This is a genomic window from Lactobacillus sp. ESL0681 (assembly GCF_029392835.1).
Taxonomy (GTDB): Bacteria; Bacillota; Bacilli; order Lactobacillales; family Lactobacillaceae; genus Lactobacillus.
Genome location: NZ_CP113943.1, coordinates 305,713 through 331,582 on the forward strand (window position 1 = coordinate 305,713; position 25,870 = coordinate 331,582).

Annotated in this window: 27 protein-coding genes and 1 riboswitch; of the genes, 25 read left to right on the forward strand and 2 right to left on the reverse strand. The window is 37.1% G+C overall.

Annotation, left to right across the window (positions count from 1 at the left end; genetic code table 11):
• Nucleotides 1–92: 92 nt before the first annotated feature.
• From OZX59_RS01620 to OZX59_RS01685, 14 genes are all read left to right on the forward strand, one after another.
• Entirely contained in the window at nt 93–980 is an 888-nt protein-coding gene (locus OZX59_RS01620; protein ID WP_277126402.1) for a S1-like domain-containing RNA-binding protein, read from the forward strand.
• Nucleotides 973–1,872, forward strand: a complete 900-nt coding sequence (xerD, locus tag OZX59_RS01625) for a site-specific tyrosine recombinase XerD (protein ID WP_277126403.1) — start codon at nt 973–975, stop codon at nt 1,870–1,872. The genes OZX59_RS01620 and xerD overlap by 8 nt, the downstream gene beginning before the upstream one ends.
• Before the next feature lie 8 nt (nt 1,873–1,880).
• Nucleotides 1,881–2,243, forward strand: coding sequence for a reductase (locus tag OZX59_RS01630; protein WP_277126404.1), 363 nt, complete (start codon nt 1,881–1,883; stop codon nt 2,241–2,243).
• Entirely contained in the window at nt 2,236–2,973 is a 738-nt protein-coding gene (locus tag OZX59_RS01635) for a segregation/condensation protein A (protein WP_277126405.1), read from the forward strand. The genes OZX59_RS01630 and OZX59_RS01635 overlap by 8 nt, the downstream gene beginning before the upstream one ends.
• Nucleotides 2,963–3,571 (forward strand): SMC-Scp complex subunit ScpB, encoded by a 609-nt coding sequence (scpB, locus tag OZX59_RS01640; RefSeq protein ID WP_277126406.1) that lies wholly within the window; start codon nt 2,963–2,965, stop codon nt 3,569–3,571. The genes OZX59_RS01635 and scpB overlap by 11 nt, the downstream gene beginning before the upstream one ends.
• Nucleotides 3,572–4,291 carry a pseudouridine synthase gene (locus tag OZX59_RS01645; protein ID WP_277126407.1) on the forward strand — a complete coding sequence of 240 codons (720 nt, stop codon included), beginning with the start codon at nt 3,572–3,574 and terminating at the stop codon, nt 4,289–4,291. It begins immediately after the preceding gene.
• A gap of 28 nt (nt 4,292–4,319) precedes the next feature.
• Nucleotides 4,320–4,435, forward strand: a riboswitch (FMN riboswitch).
• Nucleotides 4,436–4,523: 88 nt separating this feature from the next.
• Nucleotides 4,524–5,204, forward strand: coding sequence for an ECF transporter S component (locus tag OZX59_RS01650; RefSeq protein ID WP_277126408.1), 681 nt, complete (start codon nt 4,524–4,526; stop codon nt 5,202–5,204).
• Between the two features lie 125 nt (nt 5,205–5,329).
• On the forward strand, nt 5,330–5,803 hold the full coding sequence (locus OZX59_RS01655) for a LysM domain-containing protein (RefSeq protein ID WP_277126409.1): 474 nt from the start codon (nt 5,330–5,332) through the stop codon (nt 5,801–5,803).
• Nucleotides 5,804–5,845: 42 nt separating this feature from the next.
• A complete protein-coding gene (gene cmk, locus OZX59_RS01660; RefSeq protein ID WP_277126971.1) occupies nt 5,846–6,517 on the forward strand; it encodes a (d)CMP kinase in 672 nt (223 codons plus the stop codon).
• A gap of 74 nt (nt 6,518–6,591) precedes the next feature.
• Nucleotides 6,592–7,797: a 30S ribosomal protein S1 gene (gene rpsA, locus OZX59_RS01665; protein ID WP_277126410.1), complete on the forward strand. Its 1,206-nt coding sequence runs from the start codon at nt 6,592–6,594 to the stop codon at nt 7,795–7,797.
• Nucleotides 7,798–7,864: 67 nt separating this feature from the next.
• The gene (gene der, locus OZX59_RS01670) at nt 7,865–9,175 is read left to right on the forward strand and encodes a ribosome biogenesis GTPase Der (RefSeq protein ID WP_277126411.1); all 1,311 of its coding nucleotides are present in this window, start codon (nt 7,865–7,867) and stop codon (nt 9,173–9,175) included.
• Nucleotides 9,176–9,361: 186 nt separating this feature from the next.
• A complete protein-coding gene (locus OZX59_RS01675; protein WP_277126412.1) occupies nt 9,362–9,637 on the forward strand; it encodes an HU family DNA-binding protein in 276 nt (91 codons plus the stop codon).
• Between the two features lie 86 nt (nt 9,638–9,723).
• Nucleotides 9,724–10,980 carry a tetratricopeptide repeat protein gene (locus OZX59_RS01680; protein ID WP_277126413.1) on the forward strand — a complete coding sequence of 419 codons (1,257 nt, stop codon included), beginning with the start codon at nt 9,724–9,726 and terminating at the stop codon, nt 10,978–10,980.
• A 148-nt stretch (nt 10,981–11,128) separates the two neighbouring features.
• A complete protein-coding gene (locus tag OZX59_RS01685; protein ID WP_277126414.1) occupies nt 11,129–12,322 on the forward strand; it encodes a CCA tRNA nucleotidyltransferase in 1,194 nt (397 codons plus the stop codon).
• A 5-nt stretch (nt 12,323–12,327) separates the two neighbouring features.
• Here OZX59_RS01685 and OZX59_RS01690 read toward each other — a convergent pair whose 3' ends face one another.
• Nucleotides 12,328–12,993, reverse strand: coding sequence for a hemolysin III family protein (locus OZX59_RS01690; RefSeq protein ID WP_277126415.1), 666 nt, complete (start codon nt 12,991–12,993; stop codon nt 12,328–12,330).
• 119 nt (nt 12,994–13,112) lie between these two features.
• Here OZX59_RS01690 and OZX59_RS01695 point away from each other — a divergent pair, with 119 nt between their 5' ends.
• The 11 genes from OZX59_RS01695 to OZX59_RS01745 all read left to right on the forward strand — a co-directional run bounded on the left by OZX59_RS01695 (nt 13,113) and on the right by OZX59_RS01745 (nt 24,109).
• A complete protein-coding gene (locus OZX59_RS01695) occupies nt 13,113–13,967 on the forward strand; it encodes a DegV family protein (protein ID WP_277126972.1) in 855 nt (284 codons plus the stop codon).
• A 6-nt stretch (nt 13,968–13,973) separates the two neighbouring features.
• Nucleotides 13,974–14,204 (forward strand): YozE family protein, encoded by a 231-nt coding sequence (locus OZX59_RS01700; protein WP_277126416.1) that lies wholly within the window; start codon nt 13,974–13,976, stop codon nt 14,202–14,204.
• A gap of 46 nt (nt 14,205–14,250) precedes the next feature.
• Entirely contained in the window at nt 14,251–15,090 is an 840-nt protein-coding gene (gene ylqF, locus OZX59_RS01705) for a ribosome biogenesis GTPase YlqF (RefSeq protein ID WP_277126417.1), read from the forward strand.
• Complete coding sequence (locus tag OZX59_RS01710) at nt 15,087–15,848, forward strand: ribonuclease HII (protein WP_277126418.1); 762 nt, start codon at nt 15,087–15,089, stop codon at nt 15,846–15,848. The genes ylqF and OZX59_RS01710 overlap by 4 nt, the downstream gene beginning before the upstream one ends.
• A gap of 46 nt (nt 15,849–15,894) precedes the next feature.
• Nucleotides 15,895–16,731, forward strand: coding sequence for a DNA-processing protein DprA (gene dprA / locus OZX59_RS01715; protein WP_277126419.1), 837 nt, complete (start codon nt 15,895–15,897; stop codon nt 16,729–16,731).
• Nucleotides 16,732–16,810: 79 nt separating this feature from the next.
• Nucleotides 16,811–18,916, forward strand: a complete 2,106-nt coding sequence (gene topA, locus OZX59_RS01720) for a type I DNA topoisomerase (protein ID WP_277126420.1) — start codon at nt 16,811–16,813, stop codon at nt 18,914–18,916.
• 89 nt (nt 18,917–19,005) lie between these two features.
• Complete coding sequence (gene trmFO / locus OZX59_RS01725; RefSeq protein ID WP_277126421.1) at nt 19,006–20,331, forward strand: methylenetetrahydrofolate--tRNA-(uracil(54)-C(5))-methyltransferase (FADH(2)-oxidizing) TrmFO; 1,326 nt, start codon at nt 19,006–19,008, stop codon at nt 20,329–20,331.
• Nucleotides 20,324–21,250: a site-specific tyrosine recombinase/integron integrase gene (gene xerA / locus OZX59_RS01730; protein WP_277126422.1), complete on the forward strand. Its 927-nt coding sequence runs from the start codon at nt 20,324–20,326 to the stop codon at nt 21,248–21,250. Before trmFO ends, xerA begins: the two co-directional genes overlap by 8 nt.
• A complete protein-coding gene (gene hslV, locus OZX59_RS01735; protein WP_277126423.1) occupies nt 21,250–21,774 on the forward strand; it encodes an HslU--HslV peptidase proteolytic subunit in 525 nt (174 codons plus the stop codon). Before xerA ends, hslV begins: the two co-directional genes overlap by 1 nt.
• Nucleotides 21,775–21,793: 19 nt before the next feature.
• Nucleotides 21,794–23,203 carry an ATP-dependent protease ATPase subunit HslU gene (gene hslU / locus OZX59_RS01740; RefSeq protein ID WP_277126424.1) on the forward strand — a complete coding sequence of 470 codons (1,410 nt, stop codon included), beginning with the start codon at nt 21,794–21,796 and terminating at the stop codon, nt 23,201–23,203.
• Between the two features lie 21 nt (nt 23,204–23,224).
• Nucleotides 23,225–24,109 carry an aldose 1-epimerase family protein gene (locus OZX59_RS01745; RefSeq protein ID WP_277126425.1) on the forward strand — a complete coding sequence of 295 codons (885 nt, stop codon included), beginning with the start codon at nt 23,225–23,227 and terminating at the stop codon, nt 24,107–24,109.
• Between the two features lie 26 nt (nt 24,110–24,135).
• Here the strand turns inward: OZX59_RS01745 and OZX59_RS01750 are convergent, their stop codons facing one another.
• On the reverse strand, nt 24,136–25,800 hold the full coding sequence (locus tag OZX59_RS01750) for an IS1182 family transposase (protein ID WP_277126426.1): 1,665 nt from the start codon (nt 25,798–25,800) through the stop codon (nt 24,136–24,138).
• Between the last annotated feature and the right edge of the window lie 70 nt (nt 25,801–25,870).

Genomic DNA, 25,870 nt, shown 5'->3' on the forward strand with positions numbered 1-25,870 from the left:
TAAGTAGTCAGCCCAATGCTGGCTATTTTATTTTGGATGGTTTTCTTTTATACTTAGGTAAAGATGAAATCTGTAAAATTAGGAGAATGATTATGCTAGGGACGATTGCAACTGGAAAAATAATTGATCAAAATACGGATGCTTATTTTGTCCAGATTGAGGGCATTACTTATGAATTGAAACGTAAGGAGATTGCACAAGAAGAAAAACTTGTAGTTGGTGCTGAAGTTCGTGGCTTTATTTATGATAATAAACAGCATAATCGTGAAATGACGCAATTTTTACCACATGTACAAGCTGACCAATATGGTTGGGGCAAGGTAACAGATGTTAAATTTGGATTAGGGGTATTTATTGATATTGGTTTACCAGATAAAGACGTTGTTTTATCTGGTGATGATTTACCATTTGATAAAACTCATTGGCCGCAAAAAGATGATCAGTTGTTAGTTCACTTAATTACTGATGCTAAAGATCGAATTTGGGCTGAGCTAGCTGATGAAAATATTTTTGAACAGTTAGCAGCACATTTTCCGGCCGATATGAAAAATAAAGATGTATTTGCTACAGTATACTCTAGTCGTGAAGTAGGCGCATTTGTGATCACGAGCCAATATTACTTAGGTTTTGTACATGCTTCTCAAATGGAAGCTCCGCTGCGTGTGGGTCAACAATTTAAAGGTCGGGTAATTGGAACTAGTCAATATGGTAGATTAAATTTAAGCAGCTTACCTCGAGCTTTTGAAGAGATTGACGATGATGCTCAGATGATTTTAATGAGTTTACGACGTAAACAAACTAAGACATTACCTTTTTCCGATAAGTCTGCTGCAAGTGAAATCAAGAATTACTTTGGCATTTCAAAATCTGCTTTTAAAAGAGCTTTAGGGCATCTATTAAAGGCAGATTATATTGCGGAAGATAAAACAGCTGGCACGATCAGTTTAATTAATGATCCAGAAGATAATGAACATGAATAAGTTACAGGAACAGGTTGAAGATTACTTGCGATACTGTCAGCTTGAGCGAGGTCTTAGTGCTAATACAATAACGGCCTACCGACAAGATTTAACTGAGTTTTTGGCTTTTTTGAAAAAAGAAAATTTGTCATCTTGGCCAACTAAAGCTGTTGATATTGACGCTTTTTTGGCGCAACAGCGTGATTTGAATAAAGCAACTAGTTCAATTAGTCGCATGATTTCAAGCTTACGTAAATTTTATCAATGGTTAGCACGTCAAAATATTCAAAAAATCAACCCTATGTTAGAAATTGATCCGCCAAAAAAAGAACAGCGTTTGCCGGTCGCGTTGAGTGTGGCAGAAGTGACACAATTATTGCAACAACCAGATACTACACGAAAGTTAGGCTTACGCGATCGGGCTTTACTGGAAACTTTGTATGCGACTGGAATTAGGGTCAGTGAATTAATTAACCTCAAGTTTGATGATTTGCATGAAGATTTAAAACTATTGAAAGTTTTTGGTAAAGGCTCTAAGGAGCGCTTGATCCCAATTAGCGGCGTGGCAATTTCTTGGATAAAAAGTTATCAGCAAAAAGTTCGTGATCCATTAGTGTTAAAAGTTGGTAAAAATAGTGATTTTATTTTTCTTAATAATCGCGGTGGATCGTTGTCTAGGCAGGCAGTTTGGCAAATTATCAAGCGCTATTGCCAGTTAGCAGGCATTAAAAAAGATGTCACTCCGCATACATTACGACACACATTTGCCACCCATCTGCTAGAAAACGGTGCTGATTTGCGAATTGTTCAGGAAATCTTGGGACATTCAGATATCAGTACGACACAAATTTATACGAATTTATCGCAAAAGCATATTTTACAGGTTTATGCGAAGACACATCCACGAGTTTAGGTGATTAAATGCTGATTGAATGTAAGAATGATCAAGAAAAGGTAGCCATGGGATTGTTATCTTATTTACCCGATTTCAAAAACTTGGCCAATTTAAAAGATGAAATAAATTTAAACAAAACTAGTACTGAATTTCAGTTGTATTTGTTCCGTTGTGAAAGTGCTAATTTTATTGGAGTGCTTGGTACACAATTTGATCAAAATTTTGTTATTGTTCGTTATATTTCGTTTGCCCCTGATTTTCGTCTAGAAAAATATCAAGCACAAGCAATTTGTGAGTTGGCAGCAAATAATCCAACGAAGAAAATAACTGCAGTACCAGAGTATGCGTATCTAACTAAATATCTAAAAACAAATAATAACTATGAGTGATAACTTAACTTTAGAATTACCAAATTTTGAAGGGCCACTTGACTTGCTGCTTCATTTAATTAATCGTCAAAAGATTGATATTTATGATATCCCCATTGCCAAAATAACGAGTCAATATCTTGCATATCTACAAGAAATGAAGCAGTTAAATTTGCAAATTGCTGGAGAATATTTTGTAATGTCCTCGACTCTATTGAGAATCAAATCCCAGTCTTTATTGCCTCAAAATGATTTTGTTAATGAAGATGAGCCAGTCGAAGATCCACGTGACGAGTTAGTCCAGCAATTGGTCCAATATTCAGTTTTTAAAAAAATATCAGTTTATTTTAAGCAGCGTAATGAGTCAGTACCTGTTGTGGTTGCTAAAGAAGAGAGTGTACCGCAGACCAAAAGTGTGCAACCATTGCCTTTGGGACAGATTACTTCATCTCAACTTGCTAATACCTTTAGTGTTGTTTGGCAAAGATTAAAATTGCGGCAACCAGATATCGCATCAGTTAACGTAGAGCAGACGCCAATTACTGCTATGATAGAGCTGTTAGAAAGTAACCTTGTCAAATATCAGAAAGTTAGCTTTTTTTGGTGTAGCAAACAATTGCATAGTTTATCTGATGTAATTGGCTTATTTTTAGCTTTGCTAGAATTATGTAAAAACCAAAAAGTAAAAGTGAGTCAGACGCGCACGTTTGGTGATCTTGAATTAGAAAGAATTGATGCGAATGACGAGTAAATTGGCAGAATTAGAAGCATTACTATACCTTGCAGGTGATAATGGCATAGCTAGTGATAATTTAGGTGAATTATTGCAAATAGAACAACCAGCATTACGTGAATTAACTAGTAAGTTAGCAGCCAATTTGCAGCAAGATCAAGACTCAGGACTACAGTTATTGCAGCTTAATCATCAGTATAAGTTAACAACTAGACCCGAAGTAAGTAAGATTGTGACAAATTATTTTCAAAAAGATCTTACTAAGTCGCTCAGTCAATCTGCTTTAGAAATTTTATCGATTGTCGCTTACAAGCAGCCAATCACGCGGATTGAGATTGATGAAATCCGGGGTGTTAATTCATCAGGTGCTTTGCAAACATTAATTTGGCGTGATTTAATTAAGACTGATGGCAAAAAGGAAGCACCTGGTCATCCAAATTTGTATGTGACTAGTGATTACTTTTTACAATATTTTGGCTACCAAAGTTTAGCTGATTTACCATTAATTGAAGATTTTGAAGATGATAGCATTGATGCTGAAGGACAAATGGATTTATTTGCTGCTAAAGGACAAATGGATCAGAAATTAGCTGAGACTAAAAAACAAGGAGAATAGATGGTTTTACAACGTTTACAAAAGGTAATTGCTGAAGCGGGAATTGCTTCAAGACGAAAAGCGGAGAAAATGATTGTCGCAGGCCGAGTAACTGTTGATGGTGAGCCAGTTACTAAGCTAGGAACTAAAGTTGATACTTTTAGCAATATTGCTGTTGATGGGGAACCGATTGAGCGCGAAAGTTTGCACACATATCTTTTTTATAAACCGCGCGGTGTCGTGTCTACCGCTAATGATGATAAAGGTAGAAAAACGGTAGTAGATTATTTTAAAGACGTTCCTTATCGTTTGTATCCAATTGGTAGATTAGATTATGATACTTCAGGATTATTATTGATGACCAATGATGGTGAATTAGCTAATTTAATGATGCATCCACGCAACAATGTTGCTAAAGTGTATGTTGCTAAAATTACTGGTCATCTGTTACCAGAAGAAATTGCACAGTTGACTCATGGTGTAAAATTTGATCAACACAAAAGCGCGCCAGCTAAGGTTAAGATTATCCGCAGCGACAAAAAGAAGAATATGCAAATTGTACAATTAACGATTCATGAGGGGCATTATCATCAAGTTAAACGGATGTTTAAGGCAGTTAATCATCAAGTAGAAAAACTTTCGCGCGAGAAGTACGCTTTTTTGACTTTAGATTCATTGGTTTCTGGTAAATATCGTGAATTATCACATGCTGAAGTTGACAGATTAAAGCATGTAGATTAGTATGTTATACAGAATTTGAATATAAGTTTGTTGTCTTCATGGCAGGGTGTAAGTCCCGACCGGTGGTGTGAGTCCACGACCCACGTATTGTGGTGGAATCGATTAAGATACCGATAGTTAGAGTCTAGATGAAAGAAGACAGACTAAACTAAAGGTTTACGATGAAGAATTGAATCATTTACTTTTATTAAGTCTGTTGCTAGAAGCAGCAGACTTTTTTGGAGGTAATTTTTTGAAAAGAAAAAATTCAAGCAGTTTAGCTAATATTATTGCTTATGTTTTGATTGGGACAATTGCTTTTGTAGTGATGCAGTTGGCGTTTCCGCTGCCGATTGCTAGTTTTTTAAAGTTTGATTTCTCTGACGTTGTTATTACCATTGGAACCTTCTTATTTGGTGCGGGCCCAGGTATCTTTATTGCAATAATTAGAATGGCAATTCATTTGATTTATAAGGGAATTGCCCTGCCAAGTATTGTTGGTCAGTTAGCCTCATTATTTGCCACATTATCATTTGCTTTACCGTTTTATTTTGTCACTAAAAACATTTCTAAAGAAGAACAAAATATGGGGAAACGACATCTGAAACCACTTGTTGGGATTATTTTGGGTATCATCGCCATGACTATTGTTCTGGCAACTCTGAATGCGCTAGTTTTAACACCAATGTATGCAGTTACATCAATTCCTAATCCGCCAGCTATTAGTAGTTATTCAGGATTACTAAGTTTTACGGAAAAAGTATACTTAGGTCAATTACTTCATCTTCCATCAATGAGTACTTATATTTTTGGCATTATTGTTCCATTTAATTTGTTAAAAGGTTCAATCAACGGAATTGCAGTTTATTTGTTATTTGAAACAGTCTTACGTAATTTAAAACCATTTGTGCAAAAGCGTTTTAACCTAAAATAAATAGCTTCAGATTAAAAAGGTAATATTCTTGCTAATCGGTCATGAAAATGACCGATTTTTTGTCCAATTTTTAGATTAAATATGCTAAAATGAAACGGGTTAGTGATAAATGGAGGTATTTTTCGATGAAGCAGACACAAGATAAACCATATAAATACTATCAACGACCAACTGATAAGCGTGTTGATGCGCAGCATTCAAGCGCAAAAGGCTGGTTAGCAATGCTGGCAATTTTGTTAATTATCTGTGCTGCTCTTGTGCCTATTGTTCATCAATTGGCTACTAACTCTAAACCGGCCGAACAGGCTGTTGAGCTGCGAACTTCTAAGCATAAAAGCTCTAGGACTAAAAAATCAACAGCAACTACTGCTAAAAGAGCAACTAAGAAGAAAACTAAACAGCTTAAAGTTGATAAAACTGAGAATCAACAGCCTAAAACTAAGACAGTGACTACTCCTAAACAATACGTGGTGAAGAGTGGTGAAACTTTAACTAGTATTGCGGATAAGTTTAATACAACTGTTGGTAAATTGGCTGAGCTCAATAACTTAAGCATTGATGCGCAAGTTGATGAGGGACAAAATTTGACGTTAAGGTAATTTAAAGAAAGGTTAGGGACTTTATGTCCCTTTTTGATTGGGATGCAGATAGCAATTGATGGCCCAGCTTCAGCTGGCAAAAGTACGGTCGCAAAAATTATTGCGCAAAAATTAGGTTTTATTTATATTGATACTGGAGCAATGTATCGCGCCTGCACGCTGATTGCGAGAAAGCATCAGCTTGATTATGGTGATGAAGCAGCAATTTTAACTGCTCTTGACCATGAAAAAATTGAATTAAGAGCAGAAAATAGCGTGCAGAAGGTCTATGTAAGTGGTCAAGATGTCTCGCAAGAAATTAGAACGCCTGAAATTTCGGCTAATGTCTCACAAGTATCTGCTTTAGCTGGAGTTCGAACTAAAATGGTAGCTTTGCAAAGACAATTAGCTGGCAAAACCGATGTAATCATGGATGGTCGCGATATTGGTACCACTGTTTTACCTAATGCTGAAGTTAAAATATTTTTAGTAGCATCAGCCAAATCGCGTGCTCAAAGAAGAATGCTTGACTTTAAACAGCGAGGCATCAAGACCGAACGAACAGTTGCTGAAATTGAACAAGATATTTCAATGAGAGATTATAAGGATTCACATCGGGCTATTTCACCATTAAAAAAAGCCCAGGATGCAATTGAAATCGATACAACTAGGATGACAATTGACCAAGTTGTCACTGAAATTTTGTCCAAAATAAAAAAATTCAAAAAAAACTAAAAAAAAGGGTTAAAACAGTAGAAAAATATCTCAGTTTCATTTAGAATTAGATTTATGATATTGGGAGGTAAATAATGTCAGAAAACAGTAATCAATTTTTAGATGCATTGAAGCAAATGCAAGGAGTTGAGGTCGGAGATATTGTCGATGTCGAAGTATTAGACGTTGAAGATGGTCAGATCGATGTTGGGGTAGAAAACGCCGGTGTTGAAGGTGTCGTTCCTCGTCGTGAATACACTTCAGATCGCAATGCCGATTTACGTGAACTTGTTAAGCCAGGAGATAAATTCAAAGCTTTAGTTTTGAGAAAAGCTGGTGGTGACAAGGAAAATGGTGAATTCTTCTTTTCAGTTACCCGCTTGAAAGAAAGAGAAGCTTACGATGAGTTACAAAAGGACTTTGAAGCAGGAAATGCTATTGAAGGTACTGTAACTTCATCAGTTCGTGGTGGTTTATTAGTTGATGTTGGTACTAGAGGATTTTTACCAGCTTCATTGATTTCTAACCGTTACGTTTCAGATCTTAAGCCATACATTGGTAAAACAATGAAACTTAAGATTACTGAAATCGATCCAAGCAAGAATCGGTTAATTCTTTCTCATAAGGATTTAATTGAAGAAGAACGTGAAGAAGCCTTTGATAATGTTGCATCACAACTAGTTGTTGGTGATGTCGTTGAAGGTAAAGTTTCTCGTTTGACTAACTTCGGTGCATTTGTTGACGTTGGTGGTGTAGATGGTTTAGTCCACATTTCCGAAATTTCATATAAGCATGTTGATAAGCCTAGTGATGTCTTAAAAGCTGGTCAAGATGTTAAAGTTAAAGTTATTGGTATTGATGATGACAGACATCGTATCTCCCTTTCAATTAAGCAAACTGAACCTTCTCCGTTTGAACAAGCAACGGCTGAATTACATGAAGGTGACATTTTCGAGGGTGAAGTTAAGTCACTAACTAACTTTGGTGCCTTTGTCGAAGTTGCCGATGGTATTCAAGGCTTAGTTCATGTTTCTGAAATTTCATATAAGCATGTTGACAAGCCTAGTGATGTTTTAGAAATCGGCCAAACTGTTAAGGTTAAGGTTTTGAACATTGATCCAAACGAACGTCGGATCTCACTTTCAATGAAGGCTGCTGATTCTAAAGGCTCTGATAATGAGGGCTCACATTCACACGGTTCTTACAACAGAAGTTCTGTTAACAAGAAATACATGAATAATGATGATAATGGCTTTGCTTTGGGTGATCTGATTGGTGATCAACTAAAAGATCGTCGTTAAACTTAGATAAAAAAGTCGACTTTTGTGAAGCCGACTTTTTTATTTTTATTAGAGGAGGCTGAAAAATATGGTTTTACCAGTAGTTGCGATTGTTGGACAACCTAATGTTGGTAAATCAACTCTTTTCAACCGGATTATTAATGAGCGCTTAGCTATTGTTGAAGACAAGCCAGGAGTTACCCGTGATCGTAACTATGCGCAAGCAGAATGGATGGGGCACAAGTTTGATTTAATTGATACAGGTGGTATTACTTGGGAAAACGGTCGAATTGAAGATGAGATTCGTGCGCAAGCAGAAATTGCAATCGATGAAGCTGATGTGATTATTATGATAACCAGTGTAGCTAATCATTTAACTGATTTAGATGAACGTATTGCCCATCTGTTATATCAAACTGATAAGCCAGTTATCTTGGCAGTTAACAAGGCTGACAATCCAGAGCAACGTGCTGATATCTATGATTTTTACAGTTTAGGTTTAGGAGATCCCGTACCAATTTCCAGTAGTCATGGGACAGGGATTGGTGATTTACTTGATCGCGTCGTTAGTGAACTTCCTAAAGATTTGGCCAAAAAGAATGACGAGCAGATTTCATTTAGTATTATCGGTCGCCCTAATGTTGGTAAATCTTCGATCGTTAATCGTTTGGTCGGTGAAAAGCGAGTGATTGTTAACGATGAAGAAGGAACAACACGTGATGCTGTCGATACACCTTTTGTCGGTGCAGACGGTACTAAGTATCGCATTGTTGATACTGCAGGAATTAGACGCCGCGGTAAAGTTTATGAAAAGACTGAGAAGTATTCTGTAATGCGCGCAATGGGAGCCATTGAGCACTCAGACGTGGTTTGTCTAGTCTTAGACGCCAGTAGTGGAATTCGCGAGCAAGACAAGCATGTAGCAGGGTATGCTCATGATGCTGGTCGCGGAATGGTAATCATTGTTAATAAATGGGATCTACCTAAGAAAAACAGTAATAGTGGTAAAGACTTTGAACAGACTATTCGTCAAGAGTTTCAATATTTGGATTATGCTTCAATAATCTTTGTTTCTGCTAAAACTGGACAAAATTTAGAGCAGATTCCGCAAGTTGTAAAGCAGGTATATCATAATCAAAATCAACGCATTCAATCTAGTGTTTTAAACGATTTATTGCTAGAAGCTAGTAAGCTAGTCCCAACTCCAATGGTCAAGGGCAAACGGCTAAGGGTGTATTATATGACTCAAGTGGCTACTAATCCACCAACTTTTGTGGTGTTCGTTAATGATCCCGAATTGATGCACTTTTCGTATCGCCGATTTTTAATTAATCAATTAAGAGAAAATTTTGACTTTAGGGGTACTCCAATTAAGATAATTGCCCGTAAACGAAAATAACTTCGGCCATTGAAATGCTAAAAAACACATTTTTTGATAAAATAACTTGTTGTGACAAGGCTTTTGTGCTATTTTGAGTGAAGGAAGACTGGTGAATAAAAATCATTATTCTTCATTCCTCGTCATTGGAGGAGAAAGCTGTTAAACTTCAAGTTGGAGTTTAAATTTTGGGAGGTGAATTTCCAGATGGCAAATAAGGCAGAATTAGTTTCTGAAGTAGCTTCAAAAACTAAATTAACTAAGAAAGATGCTGCTACTGCTGTTGACGCTATTTTTAGTTCAATTCAAGATGATTTGGCTAAAGGTGAAAAAGTCCAATTAATTGGTTTTGGAACTTTTGAAGTACGGCAACGTGCAGCTCGTAAAGGTCGTAACCCACAAACTGGTGATGAAATTGAAATCCCAGCTAGTGTCGTTCCCGCATTTAAACCGGGCAAGGCTTTGAAAGAAGCTGTTAAATAATTTAATAGTTTTTTTACTAGAGAAACGATGGCTGGTGCTGTCGTTTTTTTAGTTTTAATCTAAAAATATAAATGGAGAAACTAACGATGAGTTATTCAGAACAATTACTATCAACAATTGAGAAACAAGATTTTTCACAAGAAAAGGTCCTACTTAAGAAGGCATTGGACAATGATGAACCAGAAGTTTTAGCTTCGTTAGCTGAAAACTTGACGGGTTTAGGTTTGACTGATTTATCTAAAGAGATTTATCGAAGCTTGATTGCTAAATTTCCCCGAGAAGACTTATTTAAAGTATATTTAGCTGAAATTTTATTAAATGATGGCCAAGAGGATGATGGTCTTACTCTGCTTTATGATGTACCAGAAGATTCTGATGCATACTTAGAGAGCTTGTTAGTGCAGGCTGATTACTATCAAACTAATGGCTTGCTCGAAACGGCTCGTAATAAGCTCATGAAGGCATTAAAGATTGCACCTGAAGAAGATACAATAAAATTTGGCTTAGCCGAGCTAGACTATCTGAGTGGCAATTATGAGCAAGCTCTAATCCGATATCAGGATCTACTAGAGCGGCAAGAAACTTTTAGTGAAGTAAATTTGAATAATCGATTGTTTCAAACCTTAGCTAAGCTTGGCAATTATGAAGCAGCAGCTGATGTAATTGAAAAGCATAGTGGCGATATTATTGATATTGACAGCAAATATCAGGCGGCCTTAGTTATGCTAGTACTTAAAAAAGATGAGCAAGCAATTTCATACTTAAAAGATGTAATTGGGCAAAGTCCAGATTATGTGAATGCCTATCAATTGTTGGCTACAGCTTACGAACACTTAAATGACTATCAGCAAGTTTTACAAACAGCGCAAACTGGCTTGACTTATAATGAATATGATCCGATTTTGTATTCACAAGGAGCCAGAGCAGCCACTAAACTTGATGATCTGGCAACAGCAGAAGATTTACTGAAGCGTGGCTTAAAAGTCGCTCCAGAAAATGATGACCTACTGTTGCAATTATCAAATTTATATTTACATCAGCGACGTGATGAAGAAAACCTCAAATTATTTGCTAAAATGGCTGAGGATGATCTAGAACCACAAATTCATTGGAATATGGCTTTATCCTATGAGCGGCTGGATAATAGTGATCAGGCCAAAAGTGAGTTCTTGCTTGCTTATCCTGAATTTAAACAAAATGCGACTTTTTTACGACAAATGATTGAATTTTTTGTAACTGAAGCAAATTCAACGGAGGTCACTATTCAATTGCTAGAAAGTTACTTAAAGCTTGCTCCTACTGATACAGAAATGCAGGATTTATACAACAGATTAACGGTTTAAGTTCTAAATTCCTATTAAGAAATTGTCGAGTTCTGTCTTTAAAAGCGATATAATCATTAATGAAGTTAAGTTGTAAGCAAAAATTTTGCTACAAAACCATAAAGCTACTTAATTAAAAATAAATATAATCAATGGGTTGATTAATTAAATGATGAAAATAGATAATTTACCAGAAATTTTTACGGTAGCAGTACCGGTACTAGAAAAACTGGAACAAGCTGGGTTCGAAGCCTATTTTGTCGGCGGATCTGTGCGTGACTTACTTTTAAAACGTCAGATCCATGACATTGATATTGCTACCAGTGCTTATCCTGAAGAGGTCAAGGAGCTTTTTTCTAGATCAATTGATACTGGTATCAAACATGGCACAGTAACTGTTTTATATCATGGGCAAAGCTATGAAATAACCACTTTTAGGACAGAATCAGGTTATCAAGATTATCGACGACCTGATCATGTTACTTTTGTGCAAAATCTAAGTGAAGATCTTAAGCGACGTGATTTTACCATTAATGCTTTAGCAATGAATAGACATGGCGAAGTTATTGATTTATTTGATGGCTTGGGTGATTTGCATAAGTGTCTGATTAAAGCAGTTGGTAATCCTGAACAAAGATTTAATGAAGATGCATTGCGGATGATGCGAGCAGTGCGGTTTATGAGTCAACTGAAGTTTCAACTTGAACCACAGACTGAGCAGGCGATTGCTGATCATCATCAACTTTTAAGTCAAATTTCGATTGAGCGTATTCGGGATGAATTTGTTAAGTTGGGGACAGGTAAGTCTTCTGCAGAAGCCTTTCGAATTTTTTTAGATACAAATCTAAGCGAAGAAGTGCCTGGATTTGCTGGACACAAAGAGTTATTGAAAATTTATTCAAGTTTGGAATTTAATCCTAGCAATGAACAGAGCTTTTGGGCAATAATAATTATTTTGCTTAAGTTGCAGGATGACCAAATTAAGCAGTTTATGCGTGCTTGGAAAAATTCTAATGCCATGACAGCTATGGTCGAACAAATTGTAGCGTTATTTGATATAATTTCGCAACGGCCACCAACTGATTTTGAATTATTTGAAGCAGGTCAGGACATTTTATTTAGCACTATCGACGTAGCACGTATTCTCGGACAACCAATTAATTCTGAGATTCTAGTCGATCGCTATTTAGCTTTACCAATCAAAACTTCAGCTGAACTAGCTGTTGATGGCCGTTTTTTAATTAAAACAGGAATCGAGCCGGGACCTAGATTAGGACAACTATTAACTGAGATCAAAAAAATGGTAGTTGCTGGAAAACTAGAAAATAGTGAAGAAGCTGTAAAAGAATATTTAGCTGGTTAACTGAATTAAACAAAGAATAAAATTGAGAAATACATTAAGCTTGAACCTAGCATAACGAATAGATGCCAGATGACGTGAATGTAGGGAATTCCTCTCATGGTATATAAGATAGCGCCAAAAGTGTAGGCAATTCCGCCACTAACTAATAGCCAAAAGCCAACTAAGCCAAGGCGAACGTAAAGATAAGGCCCTGAAAGGATAATTAACCAACCCATTGCGATATACAAAATAGTATCTAAAATGGTGTGTTTACCGCGATTAAAGATATAATAAATAATTCCAAAAATCGTAAGTAACCAGATCAAGCAGAATAATACTTGACCCCAAATTCTGCCGATGGCAACTAAAGAGTACGGAGTATAAGTACCAGCAATTAATAAAAAAATTGATGAATGGTCAAAAATTTGGAAAACATTGCGTGCTCTAGTAAAAATTAGACTGTGAAATAGTGTCGAGAAGAGATACAGTAAGACCAAACATACTCCATAAATGGTAAAGGTTACTATCCGAAGGATACTGCCACTTGCTGCGGCTTTAATGATTAATATGATTAAGCCAGCGATTGCTAAAAGGCAACCAATGCCATGAGTAATTGCACTAAAAATGTTGTCTAGCAGGTAGTAGTGTTTTGACTGAGTTTGTGGTTCTTGCCAAATTTTCCGTAAATTCATCCTAAAAGATCCAATCAATTTCTTATTTTTAAGTTTTTTTTGCTATAATGACCTATATAATTTATATTTTAGCATAAAGTTATTGCAATTTAGAATTGAGGGCGAACACGTTGTCAGAGATGATAAAAATCATGACCGATTCTTCCGTGCAGTTGACACCGGAGGAAATAAAAAAATTTAATATTACAGTGGTGCCTTTATCGGTGACGATTGATAATGAGACCTATTTAGATGGAGTTGAAATTACTAGGCAGGAATTTGTTCAGAAGATGAAAACTGCTAATGAGCTACCGAAAACTAGTCAGCCATCGATTGGGCGATTAGTTGATACAATTAATGAGCTTACTGCTGATGGTAGTCAGGTGATTGGAATCTTTTTAGCTAAAGCTTTAAGTGGAACAATTGACGCTGCTAAGCAAGCAGTAGCTCTTTGTGAGAAAAAGGAATTGGTACATTTAGTTGATTCACAATTAACGGATCGAATGGAAGGATTCCAAGTTTTAGCTGCGGCAAAGGATGCTGCTGCTGGCAAATCTGTAGCTCAAATTTTGACACATCTACAAAAGATGCAGAAAACCCAACGTTTACAGATGATGATTGTTAATTTAGAAAACATAGTCAAAGGTGGTAGGTTGGGCCCACTTGCTGGTAAAGTTGCTGGGATGCTAAATATTAGAATTGAATTGCAAATGCCCGATGGACAGCTTAAAGTGGCTAAAAAAGGACGAGGCAAGAAGTTTTCGTTAAATTTCAATAATCGAATTTTAGCAGATATTGCCGCAAATAAAGAAAAAATCAAAGAAGTAGGTATTTCCTATGTAGCGGATGGTGGTGCTCCTGAAGAACTAAAAAAATTCGCACAAAAGATTAGAGAAATCAATCAAAATATTGATGTTTTATTGCGCGAAACGAGTCCAATTATTGCTACACATGCTGGTATGGGTGCCTATGCAATTTTATATTATACGGAGTAAATAAATTTGGCTTATCGAGAAAGTTTTTATCGGTTTTTGATGACACAACGGGATGCGGATTCTAATGATGAAATTGCACAATTTGCAAATAATGCCCAAAATGATCAGACTTTTCCTAAGCAGGAACAAGATTATGATAAGCTGTCCAATTATTTAGAGTTAAATGCTGGTTACTTATCCAGTATGAGTATTTTTGACCGAGCTTATCAAAATTATCAAGATAAAATGGCATATTAGGAGTAGCTCTTTTTAGGGCTTTTTTAGTGTTAAAGAAGGCAAAAAAATGGCAACAATTCAGTGGTATCCAGGACATATGAATAAAGCGCGCAATCAGCTCGAGGAAAAACTTGGGTTAATTGATGTGTTAGTTGAGGTGCTGGATGCTCGTATTCCGCAATCGTCTAGAAATCCAATGATTGAACAATTAGTCGCAGACAAGCCGCATTTGATTATTTTAAATAAAGCTGATTTGGCCGATCCGATTATGACCAAAAAATGGCAGAAAAAATTAGCTGGTAAGGACAAACTGGTTATGGCAGTGGATTCTCTGCATAATACTAATGTACAGGCAATTGTACACATGATAAAAAAGCTAGCTGCTAAAAAAGTTCAAAAGTTAGAAGCTCGTGGTGCGTCGAATCCAGTAATTAGAATTGCTTTGGTTGGTGTACCGAATTGTGGTAAATCAACTATTATCAATCGTTTGGTTGGACATAATGTAGCAGCTGTTGGTAATAAACCAGGTGTAACTAAAGGCCAATCATGGTTGAAGACTAATACTAATATTCAGATCTTAGATACTCCCGGGATTCTTTGGCCAAAATTTGACGATCAAGATGTTGGGTACAAATTAGCTATTTTTGGAGCAATTAAAGATAGTATTTTTCATGCAGATGATGTGGCACTGTTCCTAGTTCAACTTTTGCGAAAGTACTATTTTAACGATTTAGTTAAGTTTGCTCGTTCATCCACTGAAGTAGTTAAAAATATCAATGATACTGACTTGCTTTTAGCAATGACAGAAATGTATGGAATGCGCGATGATTATGAGCGTTTTTCTCTATATTTACTTCAAAGACTGCGTAAGGGCAAAGCAGGTAGAATCACCCTTGACCGCCTATGACTATCAATGAAATTAAGCAGTTGTTAATGACTGAGCAGGTTAGTAAGACTGAGTTACAAACATTAGCTGATGATCCAAGAAGCGGTGTTCAAAAGTTACTAGTGAGTTACTATCGTCGCCAAGAAAAATTGCAACAAAAAAAGGCCGCTTTTTTAAGTAGGTTTCGGTATGAAAAAACTTTTTGGACCAAAGGCCAAGTAGTTGCTGGTGTAGACGAAGTTGGTCGTGGTCCCTTGGCTGGCCCAGTGGTGACTGCGGCAGTGGTAATTGACGCTGATTTTGATTTAATTGAAGTTAATGATTCCAAAAAATTAAGTGCTAGCAAGCGCCTGGAGCTTTATCCTAAAATCTTACAAACAGCAGTGAGCGTTGCTATCGGAGTAAAAAGTGCCCAGGTAATTGATGAAGTTAATATTTATGAAGCAGACAGATTAGCTATGGCACAAGCAGTTACTAATCTTGATCGTCAACCTGATGCCTTGTTAGTTGATGCAATGAATGTTCCAGTTGCTATACCTCAAGTCGAACTCATTAAGGGTGATGCAAAGTCAAACTCGATTGCTGCAGCGTCGATCGTAGCGAAGGTTTTCCGCGATAAGTTAATGGCGGATTATGCCAAAATTTATCCTGAATATGATTTTGACCATAATGCAGGGTATGGTACTAGTAAACATTTGGCTGCGCTTAAAAAGTATGGACCTACTCCAATTCACCGCAAAACTTTTGCCCCTGTAAGTGATTTTTTTATTGAAGATTAAAATCGAATCCCTTCTTTTTACGTAATTGTAAATAGGAGGTTTTTTTATGAAAACAACAAATTTCCTTTTGCGTTTAAAATTACAAAAGGGCATTGGCTATGTTAAGATGTTACAAATCGCCAGTCAATTAGGCGAAGATGAAGTCAATGTTCCAATGATTGAGAAGATGGATTTGCCTAGCAGTTTAAAAGCGGCAGCAATTAGCGCATATCGAGATTTAAAGGCAGATGACACAATTAAGCGAATTAAGCAGCAATGTCAGGTAATCAGTTTTTTTGATGATAGCTATCCCGAAAAATTACGTCAGATTTATCAGCCGCCTTTAATCTTATTTGCACAAGGAAATGTGGCTTTGTTAAAAGCTGAAACTTTTACTGTTGTCGGAGCTAGGTTAGCAACTAACTATAGCCAATCGGTTTTAGATAGTTTAATTCCACAATTAGTTAAGCAAAATATTGTAATTGCTAGTGGTCTAGCAAAAGGGGTTGATGTAATGGCACATCAGGCAACACTTAAAAGTCATGGTCAGACAATTGCGGTTGTTGGTAATGGGCTTAATCACTTCTATCCTCAGGAAAATCAAAGAGTTCAAAAACGAATTGCTCATGAAGGATTAATCTTAAGTGAATATCTGCCTGATACACCACCCCGTCCATTTCGTTTTCCAGAACGTAATCGGATTCTGGCAGGATTGGCTAAGGGCGTAATTGTTACTGAAGCTAAAGCTAAGTCAGGTTCATTAATTACTGCCAATCTAGCTTTACAGGAAAATCGCGATGTTTATGCTGTTCCTGGTCCTATCACTAGTGAATTGTCAGTTGGACCTAACAAGTTGATCGAGGTGGGCGCCACGCCAATCACTGATTTTGGAATACAATTGTAGAAAGATTTGACAAGTGGCTGTAAAATATTCTATTCTCAATCTAGTGTTTTTAAAATAGTATTTAATGAGGAGGCTTTTGATGCCTACAAAATCAAAGCCAAAAAAGAATAAAAAAATTTTGGTGATTGTTGAGTCACCTGCTAAAGCCAAGACAATTGAAAAATATTTAGGTCGTAATTATCGAGTAATTGCTTCAAAGGGTCACATTCGTGATTTACCTAAATCGCAAATGGGAATAGATTTTGATAACAATTATCAACCGAAATATATTTCAATCCGAGGTAAAGGTGATACGATCAAAGAATTAAAAGCTGAAGCGAAAAAGGCTAAAGAAGTTTATTTGGCTTCTGACCCCGATCGTGAAGGTGAAGCCATTGCTTGGCATGTTGCTCATGCTTTGAATCTTGATGATACTGCTAAAAATAGAGTGACTTTCAATGAAGTTACTAAAGATGCAGTTAAGAATAGCTTTAAACATCCCCGAGCAATCGATATGGATACGGTTGATGCCCAACAAGCACGCCGAATTTTAGATAGAATTGTTGGTTATTCTTTATCACCTATTTTGTGGGATAAAGTTAAAAAAGGCCTAAGTGCTGGTCGGGTACAATCGGTTGCTTTAAAGCTGGTTATTGATCGCGAAAAAGAAATTAAAGACTTTAAACCTCAAGAGTATTGGACGATAGAAGCGGAATTTAAAAAAGGTCGTAAACAATTCAAGTCACAGTTTTGGGGAGTTGATGGCAAGAAGCAAGAACTACCTAACAATGATGCTGTCCAAGCTGTATTAGCCAAAATAGCTAAAGATCAAGATTTTGAGGTTAACCAAGTAGTTAAAAGTGAGCGCCGCCGGCAACCAGCAGCACCTTTTACTACCTCGACTTTGCAACAAGAAGCAAATAAACGGTTGAACTATCGGACTCGTAGGACAATGAGCATTGCTCAACAGCTATATGAAGGAATTAGTTTAGGTAAACAAGGAACTGTCGGACTTATTACCTATATGAGAACTGACTCTAAACGGACTTCGCCTGTTGCACAGGCGGAAGCATCCAAGTTTTTAAATGAGAAATATGGTCAGGAATACGCTGCTAAGGGGCAGAGACACTTTAAAAATAAGCAAGACGCTCAAGATGCCCATGAAGCTATCAGACCTACTAGTGTTTATCGAACTCCTGAGTCTCTTAAGTCTGTATTGACTACTGAACAGTATCGGCTTTATAAGTTGATTTGGTCACGTTTTTTAGCTAGTGAAATGACCCCAGCTGTTTATGATACTGTTAGAGCAGATATTCAACAAAATGGAGTTATCTTTAGAACAACTGGTTCACAGATGAAGTTTCCTGGATTTACTAAGGTCTATGATAATCAGCAAGAAAAAAATGTCGAGCTGCCTGATTTAACTGAAGGTGATTTAGTTAAGTTAGCAAAGTCAGATAATAAGCAACATTTCACTTTACCACCAGCCCGTTATACTGAGGCTAGCTTAGTTCGCTCGTTGGAAGAAAATGGGGTTGGCCGACCATCAACTTATGCACCAACTATTGATACTATCCAGCGTCGATACTATGTTAAGCTCGAAGGCAAGGCAATTGTTCCTACGGAATTAGGAGAAATAGTTGATGATTTAATCGAAAAGTTCTTCCCAGATATTGTTAGTGTTGACTTTACTGCCCAACTAGAAAATGATCTTGATAGTGTGGAAGCAGGTAAGAAAAATTGGGTTAAAGTAATTGATGATTATTATCATCCATTTAAAAAAGAACTAGATCGGGCAGATGCTGATATTAAAAAAGTCCAAATTAAAGACGAGCCCGCAGGATTCAATTGTGATATCTGTGGCGCGCCAATGGTGATTAAAATGGGCCGTTATGGCAAATTCTATGCCTGTTCACGTTTTCCCGATTGTAGAAATACTAAGGCAATTGTTAAAAAGGTTGGCGTTACTTGTCCTAAATGTGGCAAGGGGGATGTCGTTGAAAAGAAGTCTAAACGGAATCGGAAATTTTATGGTTGTTCCCGTTATCCAGAATGTGACTTTGTCTCTTGGGATAAGCCGATTAATAGAGTGTGCCCTAATGATGGTCACTTTTTAATTGAGAAAAAGACCAAAAAAGGCTTAATCGTTCAATGTCCTAATGGTGATTATAAAGAAGAACCTAAGGACGAAGCCATGGCAAAATAAAATTAAATTTATGTTAATATCATCAAATCTTCACGGTTTGGTGATATTCTTATCTTTAAAAATAATTTTATAGTAAAGGAATAATTTTTATGCCTAAAAGTGTAACAGTAATTGGCGGTGGACTAGCCGGAAGTGAGGCCACTTGGCAGCTAGGCAAACGTGGAATTAAAGTTGACCTATATGAAATGCGACCAAATAAGATGACCCCTGCTCATAAAACGGGAAATCTGGCAGAGTTGGTTTGCACTAACTCTATGCGATCTGATCAGCTTTCCAATGCAGTTGGCTTGCTAAAAGAAGAAATGCGACAGCTTGATTCACTAATTTTGACAGCAGCTGATGCAACTCAAGTACCAGCTGGAGGTGCTTTGGCAGTGGATCGTGATAAGTTTAGTGCATATGTAACTGAAAAGTTGCATTCATTACCAAGCGTAACTTTTCATGATGAAGAAATCACGCAAATACCGCCAACAGGCATTACTATTATCGCAACTGGCCCACTTACTAGTGATAGTTTAGCAGAGCAAATTCAGCAATTTTCCGGGACTACTAGTTTACATTTCTTTGATGCGGCTGCCCCGATTGTAGCAGCTGACTCGATTAATACTGAGATTGTCTACAAAAAGTCGCGATATGATCGAGGAGAGGCTGCATACCTTAATTGTCCGATGACTAAAGCTGAGTATGAAGCTTTTACACGAGAATTAATAAATGCTGAAACAGCACAAATGCATGGCTTTGAAAAAGCAGATGTTTTTGAAGGTTGTATGCCAATCGAAGTTATGGCGGCACGTGGGTCTAAGACCATGTTGTTTGGTCCTTTAAAACCAGTTGGTTTGGAAAATCCTCACACAGGTAAAATTCCATATGCGGTGGTGCAACTACGACAAGATGACGCAGCTGCATCAATGTACAATATTGTTGGTTTTCAGACCCATCTTAAATATCCAGAACAAAAACGAGTATTTTCGATGATTCCTGGATTAGAGCATGCCCGATTTGTTCGCTATGGTAAAATGCATCGTAATACTTATATGGCTTCTCCTGATATTTTAACTGCAAGTTATGAAGCAAAGAAACGACCAGGATTATTTTTTGCTGGTCAAATGACGGGAGTAGAGGGTTATGTTGAAAGTGCAGGAAGTGGTTTAGTCGCTGGTATTAATGCCGCTAGACTCATACAAAATGAACCAACAGTTGCTTTTCCTAAAGATACAGCTCTGGGTTCAATGGCTAATTATGTTACTACAACTAGTAGCAAGCATTTTCAGCCAATGAATGCAAGCTTTGCCCTAATTCCAGGACTTGAGGGTAAAAAAATCCGTAATAAACGTGAGCGCCATGAAAAGATTAGTGAACGGGCACTAGCAAGTTTAGCGCAGTTCAATGAAGCAGTCTTAACCCAAAATGAATAATGCTCTAGATAAAGGATTATCCAGTTTTGTTAGTTACTTGCAAAATGAGCGGCATTACAGCCCCAGGACTATTGAGTCTTACCAAACTGATTTGCTTGAGGCAAAGTCATTTTGGCAGACTAATGGCGGTTTTACAACCTGGGAGTCCATTACTGAACGGGATGTTGAGCTTTTTTTACAAAATCTCGCAGAGCAACAGGTAACGCAAACTACTCAGGCACGCAAGTTATCAAGTCTAAAGTCGTTTTATCGATTTTTAACTAGGCGCAAACTGATTAAGGTTAATCCTACTCAAGGACTAACCATTCATACTAAGCAGAAAAAATTACCACAATTTTTCTATGCTCCTGAACTTAAACAAGTATTCGCTACACTAAGTGGTAGTGATCCTCTTACTATGCGTAACCTAGCGATGTTTGAATTGTTTTATACAACTGGCATGCGGGTAAGTGAGGTTAGTGAATTAAAATTAGCTCAAATTGATTTGGAATTAAATTTAGTTTTGGTTCATGGTAAAGGAAATAAAGATCGTTATACCGCTTTTGATGAAGCAACTAAGCAAGCATTGACCAATTATTTACACGATGCGCGTTCTAAGTTATTACATCAGTTTCAAGACTGTGACTACGTTTTTTTAAATAATCGAGGTAAGCAATTAACGACACGTGGAATTGAATATATTATGCAAAAAGTGTTTAATAAAGCAGGGGTTAGTGGAAAAGTTCATCCCCATGAATTGCGGCACTCGTTTGCAACCGCAATGCTAAATAATGGGGCTGATTTGCGTAGTGTACAGGAATTGCTAGGGCATAGTAATCTTTCAACTACCCAGATCTATACCCATGTAACTACTCAAAATTTACAAACTAATTATGAGCGATTTTTTACTCGTAATAATAAGAAAGATGAGGCAAAGTAATGACAACTATTTGTTCAGTAAAATTTAATGGCCATACTGCAATAGCAGGTGATGGACAGGTTACCTTAGGCGAAAAAGTAATTGCTAAGGCGACTGCTAAAAAAATTAGAAGGATTTATCATGACCGAGTAGTAATCGGGTTTGCTGGCGGAGTTGCTGATGCAGTTAGCTTGCAAGACATGTTAGAAGATAAGTTAGAAGCATTTAGTGGAGATCTGCGTAGAGCTGCCGTTGAAATGGCACAGGCTTGGCGTAAAGATGCGACTTTACAAAAATTAGATGCTATGCTGATTGCTTTTAATGAGCAAGATTTATTATTGATCTCAGGAAATGGCGAAGTGCTTGAACCTGATGAAAATGTAGTGGCAATTGGTTCCGGAGGTAATTTTGCTCAAGCAGCTGCGATTGCTTTAACTAGACATGCAGGTGAAATGAGTGCGAGTGAAATTGCTCATGAAGCAGTTGAAATTGCTTCTGGAATTGATATCTTTACAGATGATCAAATTAAGACGGATGAACTATAAGTATTAGGAGAAAAAGTCTATGGATAACAAAACGCCTAAACAAATTGTTAGTTTGTTAAACGAATATATTATCGGACAAGATGAAGCTAAAAAGGCAGTGGCAGTAGCTTTGTATAATCGATATCGGCGAATGCAACTATCGCCTAAGATGCAAGAGGATATAACTCCTAAAAATATGCTAATGGCAGGGCCAACTGGTGTTGGTAAAACAGAAATTGCCCGCCGTTTAGCAGCGATTGTGGATGCACCATTTGTAAAAGTAGAAGCAACCAAGTTCACTGAGGTTGGCTATGTCGGCCGTGATGTTGAATCAATGGTACGTGACTTGGTTAATGAAGCAGTAAGAATGGAGGAAAAGGATCAATTCGACCATGTACGCACTCAAGCAACCAAAGAAGCTAACAAAATTTTAGTTCGGTTATTAGTTCCTGGAATTAAACACGAAAAACATCAAAATCAAATGCAAGAAATGCAAAATATGATGTCTGCACTAATGGGTGGCAATCAAGAAGATGAACATCAGCAAACAGATAATCAGGAAGAAGTAACTGATGAGATTCGTAATGAGCGTTTAACGGTAGCTGAACAGTTGGATAAAGGCTTATTAGAAGAGCGCGAAGTCACTATTGAGGTCGAACAAACACCTAAAGTTAATCCAATGGGTGATATGATGGGCCAAATGGGAATTGACATGGGATCAATGCTAAGCAGCTTGACACCAAAGAAGAAAGTAAAGCGAACTCTTAGCGTACGCGATGCTCGTGAAGTCTTAATTCAAGAAGAGTCCCGTAAGCTAATTGATTATGATACTCTTTACCAAAAAGCGATTGAGCGTACAACTAACAATGGGATAATTTTTATTGATGAAATTGATAAAGTTACCTCAGGTAATAAGAAGAACTCTGGTGAGGTCTCACGAGAGGGTGTTCAACGTGACATTTTGCCAATTGTTGAAGGCTCTACTGTACAAACCAAGTATGGTCCAGTTAGTACTGATCATATTCTCTTCATTGCTGCTGGAGCTTTTGCCGAGACTAAGCCAAGTGATTTAATTCCAGAATTACAAGGTCGTTTCCCAATTAGAGTTGAACTTAATGCGTTGACTAAAGATGACTTTGTAAGAATTCTTAAAGATCCAGCAAATTCACTTTTACAACAATACATTGCTCTATTAAAGGCAGACGGAATCAAATTGATTTTTACCCAAGAAGCAATTGATAAGATTGCTCAAATTGCATATGATGTCAATCAAGGAACTGATAATATTGGTGCTAGACGTTTAGCAACTATTTTAGAAAAGTTACTTGAAGATGTCTTATATGAAGGTCCTGATATGACGATGGGTGAAATTACTATTACCGAGTCTTATGTTGATGACAAACTCAATGACATTATCATGAACAAAGACTTGGCCAAGTTTATTCTTTAGTGTAAAGGCGATGAATTAAACATGGATTACACTATTCAAAATAGTATTTTACAAGTTACTATTTCTGATCATGGGGCTGAAATACAAAGTGTAAAAAGTAAGCATAGCGGTTACGAATATATTTGGCAGGCTAACCCTGAAGTTTGGGGTCGACATGCTCCAATTCTTTTTCCAATTGTTGGTAAGCTAAAAGATAATCAGTATACTTATCAGGGTAAGACTTATCATCTCAACCAGCATGGCTTTGCTCGTGATTCTCAATTTGTAGTTGAGCAACAAACTGCTGAAAGCATCACTTTTTTATTAAAAGAGAATGCTGCAACTCTTAAAGTTTATCCATTTAAGTTTGAATTGCGAGTTAATTATAATTTACTCAATAATCTGCTAGAAGAGAATTTTAGTGTAACTAATAATTCTACTGATGAAGAAATGATTTTTGGGATTGGGGGACACCCTGGATTTAATTTACCAACCGATGATTCATTAAACAAACAGGATTATTATTTTAGCAGCCAACCATCTGTTTCTAGAGTGCAGATACCGCTTGCTGGAGCATATTTAGATTGGCCTAGGCGGTCACTGGCGCCAACGGATAGTTTGATTACTTTAAGCGATCATCTATTTAAAAATGATGCTCTTATTTTTGAATTAAAAGGCCACGACAACAAGTTTACATTAAGAACAGAAACTAGTAATTTTCATGTTAATGTTTGGTTAAGGGATGCTCCATTTGTAGGAGTTTGGTCTCAATATCCTCAAACAGCTGATTTTGTCTGCATTGAGCCTTGGTGGGGAATTGCGGATAGAGCTGATACTGATGGTGAATTAACAACTAAATATGGAATGAATCACCTTGAACCTAACGGTAACTTTACCGCGGGTTTCAGCATGGCATTTCATGATTAAGATTAAATAAAGTGTCTGGGAAAAAACTAGCTTTTCAGACTTAAAAACAGACCAAGTTTTCGTAATAAGAAAATCTTGATCTGTTTTTTATTGCTTATTTCCTGTAAAAGAAGTTTTCCGCCACCTCTTCTACTCCAATATTTGCTCAAATTCATCATCATGAACATCAAGCCTACATCGGTTTCGACCTTTTTCTTCCCTCGCAAGTGTGTTCTGCGCATGCCAAAAACGTTCTTCATATGTCCAAAGACTGGCTCTACGTCAGTTTTTCTATAGCCATAGATCCGTTTGCCTTCGCTACTTTGAAGAGTTTGTTTAGCTTTTTCCTTTAAATATTGCCAATTGGGATTGTATTGCACCTGCCTTTGGCGTCCGCTTTTAGTTTTGGCTAGCTCAGTTAATTCAGCTGTTAACTGAAACTCATCTGCTTCATATATTTTTAGATCAGAGATTAACCCCGTACTCTTATTCCTCCGCTTACCATACCGTTTGAAATTAAAACGCACACCTTGCCAGTCAAGGTAATAATCTTCTTGCTCATTATAAGTCCAATTCGCCAGCTTGGTGGGATCATTTTGATACTTTCTAGTCTGCTCCTTATCGTAAAGGCTGTAAGGAATAAAATATTGTTTATCTTCATACTCATTTTCAAGCATAGAATAATTATATTCGCTGCCATAGCCGGCATCGGCAACGATGTTCTGGAACTTGTCTAAATTTGTCATTTGCTTTAAGAAAGGTTCTAAAGTCTTGAAGTCTGTTGGATTAGGGTAAAGTGCATAATCTACTACATATTGGTTGGTAGTTGCCACTTGAATATTATATCCGGGTTTAAGCTGACCATTCCTCATATGATCTTCTTTCATATGCATAAAAGTGGCATCATGATCGGTCTTTGAGTAGCTATTACGCTCACCAAAAGTTGCTTGCGCCTGTTCATACTTTTCTGCTCTGGGGATAAAATCCTGACGCAACTTATGCAAGACTTTTTTGGCTACTCGCCTTTGGCGTTTTTTAGTTGAACCTCCAGGAATTACTTTCGGCTCAGCCGCGATTGCTTCATCTAGTTGCTTGATGGCAGTTTCTGTTTGTTCTGCCATGATTGCCAGACCCTGACTAGTTTGTGCTTCTTCTTCAGTAATCGCTTGGATTACTTCTTTTTGAATCAATTCGTCATAAAGCTCAACTGCATTAGCCTTTAACTTAGTATGAAACTTTTCGACAGCTCTTTTCCAAACGAAAGTATACTTGTTAGCATCAGCTTCAATTTTGGTCCCATCAATAAAGATGGCATCTTCTCTAAGCAACCCTTCTGCTTGCAAAAGATTAGTAAAATAGACAAAAGCTTGTTTAATCAGCTGATTGGTATGGCTACTAGCTCTAAAGTTATTGATCGTATGATATGAAATATGTTTACCACTAGCTATGACCATCATCGGGAGGTTTTCTGTGAGCATCCGCTCAATTTTTCTACCAGAGAAAACGCGTCTAGAATAGGCAAAGAGTAGTATTTTGAGCATCATTGCTGGGTGATAGGCAGGCCGACCAGTATTTGAATTGTCTTCCAGCAACACATCGGCAGGAATCGAGTCGACAAAATCACTGATAACCTGAGCAAGATGATTTTTAGGAATAGAAAAGTCAAAGTTAAGTGTTAAAGCAGTTTGACCTGTGATATAATTTTGATACATGAAAAGCCCACCTTTTTTGTTTTTTGTAGTAATTTAATAATAACAAGGTTAGGCTAGAATGTATATGAAA

Coding starts and splice junctions, on each gene's coding strand:
- OZX59_RS01620 (WP_277126402.1), top strand. CDS start 93: ATGCTAGGGACGATTGCAACTGGAAAAATAATTGATCAAAATACGGAT.
- xerD (WP_277126403.1), top strand. CDS start 973: ATGAATAAGTTACAGGAACAGGTTGAAGATTACTTGCGATACTGTCAG.
- OZX59_RS01630 (WP_277126404.1), top strand. CDS start 1,881: ATGCTGATTGAATGTAAGAATGATCAAGAAAAGGTAGCCATGGGATTG.
- OZX59_RS01635 (WP_277126405.1), top strand. CDS start 2,236: ATGAGTGATAACTTAACTTTAGAATTACCAAATTTTGAAGGGCCACTT.
- scpB (WP_277126406.1), top strand. CDS start 2,963: ATGACGAGTAAATTGGCAGAATTAGAAGCATTACTATACCTTGCAGGT.
- OZX59_RS01645 (WP_277126407.1), top strand. CDS start 3,572: ATGGTTTTACAACGTTTACAAAAGGTAATTGCTGAAGCGGGAATTGCT.
- OZX59_RS01655 (WP_277126409.1), top strand. CDS start 5,330: ATGAAGCAGACACAAGATAAACCATATAAATACTATCAACGACCAACT.
- cmk (WP_277126971.1), top strand. CDS start 5,846: ATGCAGATAGCAATTGATGGCCCAGCTTCAGCTGGCAAAAGTACGGTC.
- rpsA (WP_277126410.1), top strand. CDS start 6,592: ATGTCAGAAAACAGTAATCAATTTTTAGATGCATTGAAGCAAATGCAA.
- der (WP_277126411.1), top strand. CDS start 7,865: ATGGTTTTACCAGTAGTTGCGATTGTTGGACAACCTAATGTTGGTAAA.
- OZX59_RS01675 (WP_277126412.1), top strand. CDS start 9,362: ATGGCAAATAAGGCAGAATTAGTTTCTGAAGTAGCTTCAAAAACTAAA.
- OZX59_RS01680 (WP_277126413.1), top strand. CDS start 9,724: ATGAGTTATTCAGAACAATTACTATCAACAATTGAGAAACAAGATTTT.
- OZX59_RS01685 (WP_277126414.1), top strand. CDS start 11,129: ATGATGAAAATAGATAATTTACCAGAAATTTTTACGGTAGCAGTACCG.
- OZX59_RS01690 (WP_277126415.1), bottom strand. CDS start 12,993: ATGAATTTACGGAAAATTTGGCAAGAACCACAAACTCAGTCAAAACAC.
- OZX59_RS01695 (WP_277126972.1), top strand. CDS start 13,113: ATGATAAAAATCATGACCGATTCTTCCGTGCAGTTGACACCGGAGGAA.
- ylqF (WP_277126417.1), top strand. CDS start 14,251: ATGGCAACAATTCAGTGGTATCCAGGACATATGAATAAAGCGCGCAAT.
- OZX59_RS01710 (WP_277126418.1), top strand. CDS start 15,087: ATGACTATCAATGAAATTAAGCAGTTGTTAATGACTGAGCAGGTTAGT.
- dprA (WP_277126419.1), top strand. CDS start 15,895: ATGAAAACAACAAATTTCCTTTTGCGTTTAAAATTACAAAAGGGCATT.
- topA (WP_277126420.1), top strand. CDS start 16,811: ATGCCTACAAAATCAAAGCCAAAAAAGAATAAAAAAATTTTGGTGATT.
- trmFO (WP_277126421.1), top strand. CDS start 19,006: ATGCCTAAAAGTGTAACAGTAATTGGCGGTGGACTAGCCGGAAGTGAG.
- xerA (WP_277126422.1), top strand. CDS start 20,324: ATGAATAATGCTCTAGATAAAGGATTATCCAGTTTTGTTAGTTACTTG.
- hslV (WP_277126423.1), top strand. CDS start 21,250: ATGACAACTATTTGTTCAGTAAAATTTAATGGCCATACTGCAATAGCA.
- hslU (WP_277126424.1), top strand. CDS start 21,794: ATGGATAACAAAACGCCTAAACAAATTGTTAGTTTGTTAAACGAATAT.
- OZX59_RS01745 (WP_277126425.1), top strand. CDS start 23,225: ATGGATTACACTATTCAAAATAGTATTTTACAAGTTACTATTTCTGAT.
- OZX59_RS01750 (WP_277126426.1), bottom strand. CDS start 25,800: ATGTATCAAAATTATATCACAGGTCAAACTGCTTTAACACTTAACTTT.